Origin of the sequence: Streptomyces sp. NPDC101118 (assembly GCF_044759445.1) — a bacterium.
Taxonomy (GTDB): Bacteria; Actinomycetota; Actinomycetes; order Streptomycetales; family Streptomycetaceae; genus Streptomyces.
Genome location: NZ_JBIVZG010000036.1, coordinates 47,616 through 61,758 on the forward strand (window position 1 = coordinate 47,616; position 14,143 = coordinate 61,758).

Annotated in this window: 9 protein-coding genes; 5 read left to right on the forward strand and 4 right to left on the reverse strand. The window is 74.6% G+C overall.

The genetic code is table 11. The features are described from left to right. Positions 1-151 precede the first annotated feature (151 nt). Positions 152-1,738: an FG-GAP-like repeat-containing protein gene (locus ACIQUQ_RS34415; protein ID WP_403983971.1), complete on the reverse strand. Its 1,587-nt coding sequence runs from the start codon at positions 1,736-1,738 to the stop codon at positions 152-154. A gap of 40 nt (positions 1,739-1,778) precedes the next feature. After that, positions 1,779-2,294 carry a hypothetical protein gene (locus ACIQUQ_RS34420; protein WP_403983973.1) on the reverse strand — a complete coding sequence of 172 codons (516 nt, stop codon included), beginning with the start codon at positions 2,292-2,294 and terminating at the stop codon, positions 1,779-1,781. 499 nt (positions 2,295-2,793) lie between these two features. Between ACIQUQ_RS34420 and ACIQUQ_RS34425 the strand changes: the two genes are divergently transcribed. From ACIQUQ_RS34425 to ACIQUQ_RS34440, 4 genes are all read left to right on the forward strand, one after another. Continuing rightward, entirely contained in the window at positions 2,794-6,282 is a 3,489-nt protein-coding gene (locus ACIQUQ_RS34425; RefSeq protein WP_403983975.1) for a chemotaxis protein, read from the forward strand. Between the two features lie 46 nt (positions 6,283-6,328). Continuing rightward, positions 6,329-6,865 (forward strand): hypothetical protein, encoded by a 537-nt coding sequence (locus ACIQUQ_RS34430; RefSeq protein WP_403983977.1) that lies wholly within the window; start codon positions 6,329-6,331, stop codon positions 6,863-6,865. A 406-nt stretch (positions 6,866-7,271) separates the two neighbouring features. Then, positions 7,272-8,675 carry a sulfatase gene (locus tag ACIQUQ_RS34435; protein ID WP_403983979.1) on the forward strand — a complete coding sequence of 468 codons (1,404 nt, stop codon included), beginning with the start codon at positions 7,272-7,274 and terminating at the stop codon, positions 8,673-8,675. Between the two features lie 134 nt (positions 8,676-8,809). Next, positions 8,810-9,721 carry a formylglycine-generating enzyme family protein gene (locus ACIQUQ_RS34440; protein ID WP_403983981.1) on the forward strand — a complete coding sequence of 304 codons (912 nt, stop codon included), beginning with the start codon at positions 8,810-8,812 and terminating at the stop codon, positions 9,719-9,721. 54 nt (positions 9,722-9,775) lie between these two features. Here ACIQUQ_RS34440 and ACIQUQ_RS34445 read toward each other — a convergent pair whose 3' ends face one another. Continuing rightward, entirely contained in the window at positions 9,776-12,037 is a 2,262-nt protein-coding gene (locus ACIQUQ_RS34445) for a sulfatase-like hydrolase/transferase (RefSeq protein WP_403983983.1), read from the reverse strand. Between the two features lie 180 nt (positions 12,038-12,217). After that, complete coding sequence (locus tag ACIQUQ_RS34450) at positions 12,218-13,366, reverse strand: hypothetical protein (protein WP_403983985.1); 1,149 nt, start codon at positions 13,364-13,366, stop codon at positions 12,218-12,220. A 323-nt stretch (positions 13,367-13,689) separates the two neighbouring features. Between ACIQUQ_RS34450 and ACIQUQ_RS34455 the strand changes: the two genes are divergently transcribed. Beyond that, entirely contained in the window at positions 13,690-14,052 is a 363-nt protein-coding gene (locus tag ACIQUQ_RS34455; RefSeq protein WP_403983995.1) for a YbhB/YbcL family Raf kinase inhibitor-like protein, read from the forward strand. Positions 14,053-14,143 lie beyond the last annotated feature (91 nt).

A 14,143-nucleotide genomic window follows, 5' to 3' on the forward strand; every position in this document is an offset into this window, starting at 1 on the left:
GCCGTGAGGGGCCGGCGGCGTCTGGTGCCGTCGGTTCAAGTACGCGCGGCCCGGGAGTCGTCGGCCCGGACACCGGCGGTGCCGGGTGCCGGGTGCCGGCGGCTCAGGGCGGCGGTGGCGGCGGAAGGCCCGTGGCTCAGGCGCCGGTGGCTCAGGCGCCGGTGGCGACCTTGCCGACGTTGGTCCAGCCGGCGGCGCCGGCCGGATCGCCGCCGTTCCAGCCGTAGACGGTGGCGCCGCTGTCGGTGCCGCTGCCGCCGAGGACGTAGTCGGCGTGGGTGTCGCCGGTGAAGTCGGCGAACTGGACGCGGTGGTGGTCGGTGGTCACGCCCGTCGCGATCCGGCCCACGGCCTTCCAGCCGTTGGCGACCACGTCGCCGCCCCGGTTGAGGTACAGGTCGACGGCCCCGCTCGCCTTGATCACGAGGTAGTCGGCCTTGCCGTCCCCGTCGACGTCGGCGAAGCGGACCCGGCTGCGGTCGCTCGTCACGCCCGTCGCGACGCGGCCGACGTGCTGCCAGGGCGCGACCCGGTCGCCGCCGCGGTTGAGGTACACGTCGACGGCTCCGCTGTCGCCGAGGGCGAGGTAGTCGGTCCTGCCGTCGCCGTCCCAGTCCGCGAACCGGACCTTGCTCTGGTCGGTGGTGACGCCGGAGGCGACCTGGCCGACGGCCTGCCAGCCGTCGGGGCCGCTGACGTCGCCGCCGCGGTTGAGCCAGACGTCGACCGACCCGTTGGGGTTGACGACGAGGTAGTCGAACCGGCCGTCGCCGTCGAAGTCCGCCAGCCGCACCCGGCTCCGGTCGGTGGTGGTGCCGGTGGCCACCCGGCCGACGGCCGCCCAGCCGCCGGCGCCCGCCGGGTCGCCGCCGTGGTTGAGCCACACCTTGACCTCGCCGTTGTCCGCGACGGTCACGTAGTCGGGCCGACGGTCCCCGTCGAAGTCCGCCCAGCGGACCCGGCCGGTCCCGCCTGCCTCGTGGGAGGAGGCCGAGCGGCGCGGCGCGGTGGTCCGGGCGATCCAGTCGGCCAGGTCGTCGGTGCGGGTGGCGACGGCTCCCGTACGGGTCTCGGCCGGGTCAGCACCGAGGCAACCACCCTGCCAGGAGCGGGTGTTGACGCCCACGAGCTCGCCCGCGGCGGTCAGCAGCGGCCCTCCCGTGTCCCCCTTGCACAGGACGTCGCCGCCCTTGCCGGTGACGGACAGCGTGCCGGCGTCGCTCGCGTTGACGGTGAACGTGCCGGTGTGCGCCCGGCCCGGCACCCACTGGGTCCGCGTACGGCCGTGGCCGACGGCCGTCAGCTCGGCGCCCACGGCCGGCGCGGCGGACCCGGTCCGCACCGTCGGCACGTCGGTGACCGGGGTGGCGAGCCTGGCCAGCACGAGGTCGCGGTCGGCGCGCGGGGCGAGCTCGGCGATCCGTACGGTCCTGCCGCCGGCGAACGCGGCCGTGGCCTTGACCGCGGGTTCGCCGGCCCGCACCGCGCCGCCCGGCGTGCCGCCGAAGCAACTGGCCGCCGTGGCCAGCCAGTACGAGTCGATCAGGGTGCCGGAGCAGCCCCGGGTGTTCTCCCCGTCGCCCAGGGTCAGGCCGACGACGGAGGTGTGGTGGCCCGCGGGTGCCCCGGGGCCCTCCAGGGCGTGCGCGGTGCCGGCCGAGGCCAGGCCGGCCGCCACCGTGGCAGTGGCCAGCGCGAGGCCGGCCGCCCGCCGGGCGCGCGGGTGTGGAGCGGACATGATGTTCCCCCTCATGTTCGTGCGGTGGTGCGCGCCGTCGCTACTTCGAGGCGGTGAGGGCCACGAGGGCGTGGTCGCGCTTCTGGGGGTCGGTGGTCTTGCCGACGCCCACCCACTCGTTCTTCGGCACGTCGAAGGAGACCTCGGACTTCTCGACGGTCATGTCGACGTGGACCTTGTAGTCGCCCGCGCGGACGGCGTAGACCCGCGGCAGTTCGAGGACCAGGGAGCCGGCGGCGCCGGTCACGCGGAAGCAGAACGGCTTGTTCGGCTCCGTGTGGCTGTAGACCTCGATGCGGCTCGGGTCGTCGACGGCGGTGCACGCCGCGTACATGATGTGCCCGTCGCCGCTCTTGAGCTTGATGCCCCGGGCCTTGAGGGCCGCGTCGGCGTCGGCCTGCGGGTACGCGAAGTCCTCCACGGCGGACGGCGGGAGCTCCGCGGCGGCCTGGGCGACGGTCTCGCCGGCGCGGCCGTCCACGGCCACGGCGACGCCGCCCATGGTGACGACTCCGGCCAGAGAGGCGGCAAGGATTACGGCAGGGGAAAGCTTCACGAGCTTCCTCTTTTCACGGTCTTGCGACGGAGAGGCAGGCGAATGCCTGCGGTAGGCCGTCCGGCTGGCACCAGGCTCCCCGTCGTTCCCCCCTGGTTGCCCCAGCCCGCCACGCACATTGGTCAGTTGTGGTCCGGGACGGCGTTGGCATTTGTATCAAGTGACCCCCGGTAAACCGGAATCAAGAGCTTGTGACATGGCTAACAAAGATCCACTTCGCTCGATTATCCCTCCCTGCAAACGTATTTGACGTTCAGTCAATCCGCTTGTCCGGTAAGCCAGTTGACTGAGACTGTCCGGTATCCGGAACGTCATATTCCCTGTTCGACGGTGCGTCAGGGCGGATCGGGGCACCTCTTGGCGGGTGCGAGCATGGCCGTTCATCCATTGCGGTGATCGGCCACTGACCAAAGGCCGACTTTGCTTTGCGTAATTGGGGGAATACGAAGTGTTGGGAAGCGACAAACGCTTTCGAGCAAGGCCGTTGCGGGGCGGGACAATGGTCCGCGCGGCGGTCGCGGGGGCGTTGTCCCTCGCCATGGGCGCAGGTGCCCTGGGCACCACGGCGGCATCGGCCGCCCCGGCCGCGCCGCGCGCCGCGGCCCTCCCGTCGAACGAGCGGGCCCAGCTGTTCCAGCTCTGGCTGACCGGCGGCGACGAGACCAGGGACGCGGCCGAGAAGGTCCTCACGGCCGGCGACACCGCGGTGCACGACTTCCTGGTGAAACAGGCGCCGGACCTCGTCCAGACCGACAACCAGGTCAAGGCGCTCCAGCTCATGAACGAGAGCGGGCCCTCGGTCCGCAAGGGCCTCAACGAGGCCCTCAGCGGCACGCCCGCACAGCTCGCCGCCTACCTCGCCTCGGGGTGGCGCGAGGCGCTGGTCGAGGACCAGCGCATGGCCGTCCTGCAGACCATGAACGCCGCCGGGGACTCCGTACGCGCCGCCGGCACCCGGGCCATCGACAAGGGCACCGCCGACGCCCTGATGAACTACCTCGCCAAGGGCTACCCGGCAGCCCGCGAGGAGGACCAGCGCATGGAGATCCTGCAGATCTCCGCCTCCGCCGGACCGGCCCTCAAGAAGGCCGCGCAGGAGGCGCTGGGCGGCACCCCGGCCGACATGACCGAGTTCCTGGTGAACGGGCAGCAGGTGGCCCGCGCACGTGACCAGGAGACCCTGACGGTCACGCAGCTCGCCGACCTCGCGACCAAGGCCGGCGAGACCGCCAAGGCCGAGACGGAAGCGGCGAAGGCGACGGCCAAGAAGGCCGAGGAGGCCGCTGAGAAGGCGAAGGTCGCCGCCGAGACCGCGAAGCGCGAGATGGGGCAGGCCAAGGAGGCCTCGCAGGAGGCCGCCCGCAAGGCCCGCGCCGCGGCCAGCGCCGCCGGCCAGGCCGCCGCGGCGGCCCGTACGGCGATCCGCGCTTCCAACACCGCGATCTCCGCGGCCCGTACGGCGGCCAGCGCGGCCGCCTCGGCGGCGTCGGCCGCGGCCGCGGCCGGCAACGCCGCCGCCCGCGCGTACGACTCCGCCACCGCGGCCTGGCGCGACGCCGGCCAGACGAAGGCCGCCAGCCAGGCCTCGCAGCAGGCGCGCGACGCCGCGGCGGGTGCCGAGTCGGCCGTGGCCGCCGTCGCCAACGCCATCGAGGCGCTGTCGGGCGCGCTCACCGCCGCCCGCTCCGCGGCCAGCGCCGGCCGGAACGCGGCCGCCGCCGCGACCGCCGCGGCCGACGCCAGTGCCATGAAGGGCCTCGCGGCCGACGACGCCCGCCGGGCGTCCGAGGCGGCCGCCCGCGCCCGCAGCGCCGCGGCCACCGCCACCAACGCCGCCAACGCGGCCGAGAACCTCGCCGACACGGCGGCCACCGCCGCCCGCGGCGCGCACAAGGCGGCCACGGACGCCGCCCGGCACGCCCGGAACGCGGCGAAGGCCGCCGACGAGGCGGTGGCCCAGGCCGGCAAGTCCGTCGACTACGCCAACGCCTCCGCCCGGCACGCCACGGCCGCCGTCGCGGCGGCGAAGACCGCCTCCGACGCCGTGGCCAAGGCGCAGGAGGTCTTCAAGGCCGCCCGCGCGACCGAGAAGGCCCAGCTGGAGGCCCAGAAGGGCGAGTTCGCCCGGGCCGCGGCCGAGCTGAAGGAACAGCAGCGGGAGCGGGCGCAGCAGGCGGCCGACAACCGCGTCGAGGCCACCCGCCGCGACGCCGAGACCACCAAGCTGCTGGCCGACGCGGTCGCTCCGGGCGTCGCCCCGGCCACCGCCGTCACCAAGGGCCGTACGGCCGCACTGCGCCTCGTCACCACCGGCGGCCCGTGGACCAAGTCGGCCGCCGAAGCCGCGCTGACCGGCACCGACGCCGAGGTCCAGGCCTGGCTCAAGGGCCTGCGCAAGAAGTCCGAGGAACAGGACGACTGGGCCCGGGTCAGCAACCTCGCCGACATCGGCTCCACGCCCGGCGTGCGCAAGGCCGCGGCCACCGCGCTGAAGGGCTCGTACGCCGGCGTCACCACGTTCCTCAAGACGGGCCAGCACGACGCCCAGACGGAGGAGTACCGGATGAAGGTCCTCCAGATCGCCTCCACCGGCGGCCCGCGGGTCAAGGAGGCCGCCACGGCCGCCGTCGACGCCCGCACCTCCGAGGCCCTGCGCGCCTTCCTCGACACCGGCTGGAACGCGGCCCGCGAGGAGGACGACCGGGCCACCGCCCTGCAGCTCAAGGCGGCCGGCGGCGACCAGGTCAAGGCGGCCGCGTTCGTCGCGCTGGAAGGCCCGGCGGACATGCTGCACGAGTTCGTGACGGTCGGCCGCTACAAGGCGGCCAAGCTGGACCAGGACGCCGCGGCCCACGCCGCGAGCATCGAGGCCCTGATCGCCGGCGCGGCCAGGACCGCCTCCATCGCCCACCAGAACGCCCAGCAGGCCGTGGAGGCCGCCGCCAACGCGCGGAAGGCGTCCGAAGAGGCCCTGAAGGCGGCCAACGAGGCCGTGGCGGCGAAGAAGGAGGCCGAGAAGTACGCGGCCTCCGCCAAGGCCTCCGCAGAGGCGGCCTCCGAGTCGGCGCGCCAGGCGGCCGACTCCGCCAAGCTGGCGCGCAACGCGGCCGCCAAGGCCCAGTCCGCGGCCCGGGACGCCAGCGCCTCGGCGGCCTCCGCCCGCCAGTCGGCCGCGCAGGCCGCCGCGTACGCCGCGGACGCCCAGGGCTCGGCCCTCTCGGCCCGCGCCGCCGCGTACCAGGCGGGCAAGGACTCCGCCGCGGCGGCCACCGCGGCCCTCGAGGCGGCGGGCATCGCCCTCCAGAAGTTCCTGGACGGCTACCGCAACACCGCCCCGGCCGACATCAAGGTCAGCGCGGAGGACGGCGGCGACGGGCCGGACTCCGACCAGGACGAGCACCCCGAGTACGACTCGGCCGCCCTCTGGGAGTACATCACCATCCAGAAGCAGCTGGGCTTCATGGCCGCCGGCCACCTCGCCACCTGCTACAAGGGTCCGCTGGCCTGCGAGCTGTACGGCCACTGGACCAGCCGGCCCGACAGCCCGTACAACCTCTCCAGCAGCCAGATGGACCGTCTCCTCGGCGAGGAGAAGTGGTCGGAGAACCGCTCCCTGCTGATGCGCGGCTACCTGCAGAGGGCGGCGCGGAACTGTCTCGGCGGCCCCGGCACGACCTGCAGCGTCTCCGTCGACGGCAGGTGGCGCACCGGTGAGTTCGGCACGAACGACGACGACCTGAACTTCGCCCTGCGCGGGTTCCAGTACCGCCAGAGCGGCACCCTCACCATGACCAAGCAGGCCGACGGCAAGTTCCGCGTCACCGGTGAGACCCGCGTCGACGTGTTCAAGGACTACAACTTCGACTACGGCGAGGTCCTCAAGGGCGTGGACCTGGGGCACTTCGCCGAACTGCACAGGTTCGGGCTCGCCAGGGACTACATGGTCCAGGGCAGCAAGAGCGAGAAGATCGACGAGACGGTTACCTGACCGGGGACCCACCGCACCACGGCCGAACCACGTCACGGAGGGACGCATGCAGAACAAGGCCAGGACACGATCCGGGGCCGGCCGGCGGCCGGGGGCCCTCTGGGGCCTCCTCGCCGCGTCCGTCCTCGCCGCACCGCTCGTCACCGGGTGCGCGGCCGAGAGCCGGGAGGACCTGCTCAAGGCCTTCGCGCTGGACCTGCCGGCGTGCCAGACCGAGGTCCTCACCTTCTCGGGGACCACGTCCTGGCCGGACACCCGGCTGGTGACGAGCTTCACGGTCCCGAAGGACTGCGTCGACGGGTACCTGAAGGACCACGGAGTGGACCTGACGAACCCGGTGCCGTGGCCGGCCCCGGCACCGAGCCGGGTCGGCGACCGCATCATCCCGCCGACCGAACCGCCGTTCGAGGAGGAGGCGATGGAGCAGTTCGGCCTCAAGCTCGACCCGAGCAGGAAGTACGACGTGTTCCCCGGCTTCACCACGCCGAAGAAGGCCGAGTTCCTCGTCCTGCTCGTCCCCCAGGGCGACCGGACGGCCGTCTACATGGAGTCCGGAGCCACCGGCGACGTGAAGCGCGGCTGACCACGGCCCCCAGGTGAAGTGCCCCGGACCGGCCACGGTCCGGGGCACTTCCCATTTCATCCCCCGTACATGGAACCGGGGTTCCGGTTCACCTACCCTCGTCGCCATGGCAGCAGGAATCCTCACTGCGCGCCGCCACGTCGACCAAGGGCGCCTGGCGAGCGCCCTCTGTACGGTCGCCCAGGCGCGCTGACCGCGCCCCTCGGCCGGGCGCAGCGTCCGCGCCCCGGACCCGGCGCGCCCACCGCGCCGTGAGCCCCACGGGATCCCCACCTGGCGCCCCGCCTGACTCCCGTCTCTTCCCCTTCACCGCACCGCACCGCACCGCACCGCACCGCGGCCCGGCGGCCCGTCCGCCCGTCCGCCGTGCCCCCATGTGCCGACGCACCCAGGAGGAACGGACTACATGAGCGACAACCGACGACCCCCGGTGAGCCGCCGCGGCTTCCTCGGCGCCGCCACCGCCGTGGCCGCCGCCACCGCCGTACCCGCGCTCGCGCAGGCCGCCGGAGCCGGCCCCGCCGCTGCCGCCGGCCGGCCGAACATCCTGCTGATCGTCACCGACGACCAGCCGAAGCACACCGAGTGGGCCCTGCCCAAGACCGTCGCCTGGCTCGCCGGCCAGGGTGTGAAGTTCACCAACGGCCACGTCACCACCCCGCTGTGCTCGCCCTCGCGCTCCAGCGTGTTCTCCGGCCGCCACGCCCACAACCACGGCGTGCGGAACAACAAGGCCTCGTACGCGCTCGACCAGAGCACCACCCTGCAGAAGTACCTCAAGCAGGCGGGCTACCGCACCGGCCTGTTCGGCAAGTACCTCAACTCCTGGACGCTCGCCCAGAACCCACCGCACTTCGAGGAGTTCGCCCTCCTCCAGCCCGGCTACGTCGACGCCCAGTGGAACGTCAACGGCACCGTCCAGACCATCAACGGCTACACCACCAACATCATCAAGAACCGCACGCTGAACTTCCTCGACAAGGCCGCCACCGACACCCGGCCCTGGTTCGCCTACGTCACCCCGTACGCCTCCCACGGCCCGCGCACCCCCGAGGCCAAGTACGCGGGCACCGCCGTGCCGGACTGGAACGGCCGCCCCTCCGTCCCCGAGAACGACCGCAGCGACAAGCCGGCCTACGTCAGGAACGCCACCGGCACCCTCGCCGACGGCAAGGCCATCCGCGCCGAGCAGCTGCGCACCCTGCTCTCCGTCGACGACGCCGTCCAGGCCTTCAAGGACAGGCTCCAGGCCCTCGGCCAGCTGGACAACACCCTCGTCATCTACATCGGCGACAACGGCTTCAGCTGGGGGGACCACGGCTGGACCGCCAAGTCCGTGCCCTACCGGCCGGCCCACGAGGTGCCGTTCTACCTCTCCTGGCCGGCCGGCGGACTCGGCGCGGGAACCGTGGACAGCCGCATCGTCGCCAACATCGACATCGCGCCCACCGTCCTCGACGCGGCGGGCATCACCCCCACCGCCCCGCAGGACGGCACGTCCCTGCTCTCCTCCGCCGCCCGCGACCACCTGCTGGTCGAGTGGTGGAAGCAGGGCACGGCCGCCGGCGGGGTGCCGACCTGGTCCTCGTACGTCGCCAAGGACCGGCAGTACACCGAGTACTACGACCTGACCACCGACGGCAACGGCACCGTCTCGGGCACCGGCCAGGTCACGTTCCGCGAGTACTACGACCTGACGAACGACCCGTACCAGCTGACCAACAGGCTCCACCAGGCCACGCCCGCCGAGGAACAGGCCCTCGGCATCCCCGCCCTGGCCGCCCGACTGGCCGCCGACCGCACGGCCTGACCCCCCGCGCGGAGCCAGCTGCCCGCCCGCCCGGCGGGCCGGCCCGGCCCGCACCGGCGAACCACCCCGGGCCGGGCCCCGGTGCCACCGCGCACCGGGGCCCGGCCGCCGCCCGAACGCCCCACGGAGCCGACATGCACGAGTGCTGCACCCCCGCCCACGCCCAGGGGCCCGCCCCGGCGCCCCTCCTCACCCTCGCGCCGCCGGCCCCCGCCCCGCCGTCCTCCCGCGTGGCCCGGCAGCTGCTGACCCTGCCCGGCGGCCGCTTCCTGATGGGCACGGACGACCCGGACGGCTTCCCGGCGGACGCGGAGGGCCCCGTCCGGGCGGTGACCGTGGCGCCCTTCCGCATCGCGGCCACCACCGTGACCAACGCCCAGTTCGCCACCTTCGCCAAGGCCACCGGCCACGTCACCGAGGCCGAACGCTTCGGCTTCTCCTTCACGTTCGGCGCCTTCCTCAGCGACGCCGTCGCCGCGGTCTCCCCGCCCGTCGACGCCGTCCCCTGGTGGCGCGCGGTGGAGGGGGCCAGCTGGCGCCGGCCCGAAGGGCCCGGCTCGCACGTCACCGACCGGCAGAACCACCCCGTCGTCCACGTCTCCTGGAACGACGCCCAGGCCTACTGCACCTGGTCCGGCACCCGGCTGCCCACCGAGGCCGAGTGGGAGTACGCGGCCCGCGGCGGCCTGGAGCGGCGCCGCTACCCGTGGGGCGACGAACTGACGCCCGGCGGACGGCACATGTGCAACATCTGGCAGGGCGAGTTCCCCGTCCTCGACACCGCGGAGGACGGGTACGCGGGCACCGCGCCCGTGAAGTCGTACCGGCCCAACGGGCACGGCCTCTACAACGCCGTGGGCAACGTGTGGGAGTGGTGCGCGGACCGGTTCGCCCCCGGCCCGGGGACCGCCCGCGCGATGCGCGGCGGTTCGTACCTCTGCCACGACTCGTACTGCAACCGCTACCGGGTCGCCGCCCGCAGCTCCAACACCCCGGACAGCTCGACGGGCAACATCGGCTTCCGGGTGGCGGCGGACCCGGTGTGACGGCGGGCCCGGTGTGACGGCGGACCCGGTGTGACGGCACCGGGTCCGCGGGAGTCAGGAGACGGTCACCCGGGCCAGGGCCCAGGAGGTGTGGTCGAAGGAGGTACGGGCGTTGGCGTCCTCCACCACCAGCCGCAGCACGCGCACCCCGCGGACGTCGAGGTCGACCGGCACCGGCCCGGTCGCCGCGGTCAGGGTGGGCGTGGTGAGCAGCAGCCGGCCGTCGCCGTACACCCGGGCCCGGGTGGCACCGGCCGCACTCTGCTTCGCGGAGAAGTCGTCGATGCCGACCAGTGAGGTGAACCGCACGGCGACGGCGCCCAGGTGGTAGGCGATCTCGCTGGGCGCGTGCACGCCGAGGCCCTTGGCGTACGTCGTACCGCCGAAGGCGATCGGCGTCCCGTCCCCGGCCGCGCTCTTGCCGTTGGAGGTGTCGCGCTCCACCGGCCCCCACCCGTTGGTGGCGCTGATCCAGTCGAGGTCGGAGAGGTAGGAGTCGCGGGTGGGAGCGGGCGGCGGGGTCGGTACGGTGCCCGACGCCGGGTACCGCACCGGGCCGGCCGACGTCAGGGCGGAGCCCTCCGCGGTGAACGCCCACGCGGTCGCGGGCGTGGCGCCGGCGGGTGGCGTGACCTGCCAGGACGCGGTGAGCCGGGCGCCCGCGGCGAGCCGGTCGGCCGTCGTGGCGGTGGTGGCGGAGACGGCCCAGCCGGCCGGGGCGTCCAGGGTGAGCACGGCGGAGGTCCAGGGACGCGCGGAGCCGTTGTCGAGGGTCGCGGTGACCGTGAACGCCTCGCCGGGCACCGCGAGGCCGGGCAGCGCCAGCCGGGTGCCGAACGGCCTGCGCGGGTACGCGTCCTGCCAGGACGCACGCATCAGCGCCACCAGCTCGGCCGCCTTCGAGGGGTGCTTGTCGGCCACGTTGCGGGTCTCGCCGAGGTCGGTGGCCAGGTCGTACAGCTCCACCTGCCACTTGTCGTCGGGCAGGGCGCGGTCCCGCTCGGGCGCGAAGCGCACGGCCTTCCAGTTGTCGCGGCGCAGCGCCTCGGCGAGCCAGGTCGCGCGCTTGGCGTCCTGGGCGTTGGCCCGGCTGGTGACGCCCCATTCGTCGCGGAACCAGTACAGGTGGCCGTGGCGCGCCGCGTCGGTGCCGCCGGCCAGCAGGGGCGCGGCGGACAGTCCGTCCACGTCGGTGGGGGCCGGGGCGCCGCCGAGCTCCGCGAGGGTGGGCAGCACGTCGGTGAGCGGGGTGGGCCGGTCGCTGGTGCCCTGCCGGACCCGGCCCGGCCCCCAGGCGATCAACGGCACCCGGACGCCGCCCTCGTAGAGGTTGCGCTTGTAGCCGCGCAGCGGGCCGTTCGCGTCGAACAGGTCCGGGTTCACCCCGCCCTCCTCGTGCGGGCCGTTGTCGCTGGTGACCAGGACGACGGTGTCCTGCTCCAGGCCGTGGGCGCGGAGCCGGTCGACCACCCGGCCCACCAGCGCGTCGAACAGGCTGACCTGGGCCGCGTGGCCCTGGTTCGCCACGGTCCAGCCGCGGCCGGCGTAGGCGCTGGTGTCGGGTGCGTCGCTGGGGGCGTGCGGCAGGTTCGGGGTGAGCAGGAGCAGGAACGGTTCGTCCGCGTGCGCGTCGATGAACTCCAACGCGCGCCGCTCCAGGAGGTCCGGGGCGAACACCGCCTTCGTGCCGCCCGCGTTGGCCGGGATGGGCTCCTTGGCGTCGTTGCGCCACAGGTACTGGGGGTAGTACTCGTGCGCGTGGCTGTGGGTGAGGTACCCGTAGAACTCCTCGAACCCGCGCGCGGCCGGATGGCTCTCCTGGCCGGCCGTCTCCGGGCCGAAGCCCCACTTGCCGACCACGGCCGTGCGGTAGCCGCGGGCCCGCAGCACCTGGGCGAAGGTGGTGTCGCCGGCGGTGAGCGAACCCTGGCCGCCGGACGAGGGGTTGGCGCGGACCGTCGCGTGGCCGGTGTGCAGGCCGGTCAGCAGGGAGCACCGGGACGGGGCGCAGACGGCGGCGGTGGAGTAGGCGTCGGTGAAGCGCAGCCCTTCCGCCGCGAGCCGGTCGAGGCGGGGTGTGGTGATCGCCTTCTGCCCGTAGGCGCCGAGCTCGCCGTAACCCAGGTCGTCGGCGAGGACCACGACGAAGTTCGGCGGCCGGCTCCCGGAGGCGGCCGCCGCGGACCCGGCGGGCGCGGACCCGGCGGGCGCGGGTGCGGGTGCCGGGTCCGGTGCGGCGGTCGCGTGCGCGGCAGGGGCGGCGGCGAGCCCGAGCACGCCGGTCGAACCGGCCAGGAACGTACGACGGCTGGACATGTGGGAGGGCTCCTCGGGTGGGCGCGGGCACGACCCTGCCGATCATGAGCGCGCCCCCGCCCGAGGACCATGCACGGGGCATGAAGAACGTGTGACGCCGTACGGGGCCACGCCGGCGCCCCGCCCCGGCCCCCGCCAGGCAGGTGGGCGGGGCCCGGTGACGGGCCTGCCGGCCGGGCCTCAGGTGCTCCAGCGGAGGACCGCGCCCAGGCCGCCCGCGGGGCCCGGCATGCCCGCCGGGACCACCAGGACCTCGCTGCCGGCCGCGGCCGCCGACCGCAGCAGGGCGTCGTCCGCCCGCGCCGGAATCGGCTTGTCCACGCCGATCGCCTTCGCCTGGCCGCGCTGCACCGCCACGTCGTCCACGCCGGGCCCGATCCACACCGAGCGCCCGGCGTCCGCGCCCTCCGGCGCGAGCAGCAGGGTGGCCACCTGGTGGGTGCGTACCGCGTCCACGACGGCCGGCACCCCCTCGGCCGCCTCGCCGGGACCGGTGTCCACGCCGGTCTCCCGGTGTTCGCCCGGCCTGCCGCGGCCGATGCGGAACCGCTCCAGCGCGTTCGCGATCCGCTCGTGGGAGAACGTCTCGCAGGCCAGCGCCACCTCCCGGTCCAGTGCCTCGGCCGACGCCCCGGGGGACCGGCCGCCGACGGCCGTCTCCACGGCCGCCGCCCGCACCGGATCGGGCAGCCGGTTCAGCACCGCCCGCCGCTCGCGCTGGTCGCCGGCCAGCAGCACCAGCTCCGCGCCGCACTCCCGCGCCTGGCGGGCGACCTCGGCGGCGATGGTGCCGGCCGTCTCGTTCCAGGCGTTCTCCACCTTGTTCCGGTAGTGCCACTCGTGCCGGTCGTCCGGCATGCTCCGGTGCCCGCGCCCCTGCCACTCGGTGCCCTGGACCTGGCCCAGGGGCTCCCGGCGCAGACCGTTGCGCAGCTCCAGGTCGGCGCCCGTCCGGTCCACGGACGCGACCAGGCAGACCGGACCGTCGCCGCGCAGGCCCGCCAGCGGTGCGATGTGGGGCAGGAACGACCAGGTCGCCTCGGTGGCGGCCGGCGCCCGGCCGAGCGGGATGTCCAGCACCACCTCGGCGCCCGCGGCGAACAGCGCCCGCCCGGGCGGGGCGCCGCGCACCGGTTCCGCCATCAGCTGGTTGGCCACCGCCCGCACCGTGTACGCGTCGGCGCCCGCGTCGATCAGCTGGGCCGCCACGGCGCGCTCGCGCAGCGCCTGGATCTGCTGGGCGTCCTCCGTCGAGCGGCGGGTCTCCACGTACACCGAGGCCCAGGGCCCCTGCCGCGAGAAGAGGGGTTTCAGAAAGCCGAGTTCCATGACGTCCCCCAGGGGGTTCAGGAAGGCGCGAGGGGCGCGGCGGCCGCCGCGCACCACTCCAGTCCAGGATGCCCCGCCCCGCGGAGCCCTGCCCGTCGCCGGTCGCGGGGGTGCACGGCCGGCCGCCCGCCGCGAGGGTTCGGCGGCCGGTCGGGTGAACCGGGGGCCGGTCGGGTGGATCGCGGGCCGCGAGCGGTACGGGGAGGGGCGCGGGCGGGTAGGGCGGCGGCCGTGACCGGAATCCTGCTGACCAGTCCCGTCTTCGCCGACCACGCGGAGACCCCCGCCGGTACACCGGCGAGGGCGAGGACGTCTCACCGCCCCTGACCTGGACGGCGGCCCCCAAGGGCACCGCGGAGCTGCTCCTGCTCTGCGAGGACCCGGACGCCCCGGGCGGCTCCTTCCTGCACTGGCTGGTCACGGGCATCGACCCGTGGACCGGCGGGGTGGAGGAGGGCGCCGGGCCGCACGGCGGCCGGCCCTGGCCCAACGGCTTCGGCCGGGAGGGCTGGGGCGGCCCGATGCCGCCCGCGGGACACGGCCCGCACCGCTACTTCTTCCGCCTCCACGCCCTCGCGCAGCCGGTCCGCCTGCCGGAGCGGCCCGGCGTGGCCGACGTCCTGGCGGCGGTCCGGGACCTGACGCTGGCGTCCGGCACCCTCGTGGGCACGTACCAGCGGCTCTAGGTGTGTCGTCCTGGGACGTTGGTGACACGCGTGCTGGGTTCTTGAATGGGTGAGGGCCTCCGGGTTCGGTGTGGATTGCGACGTCTGCACC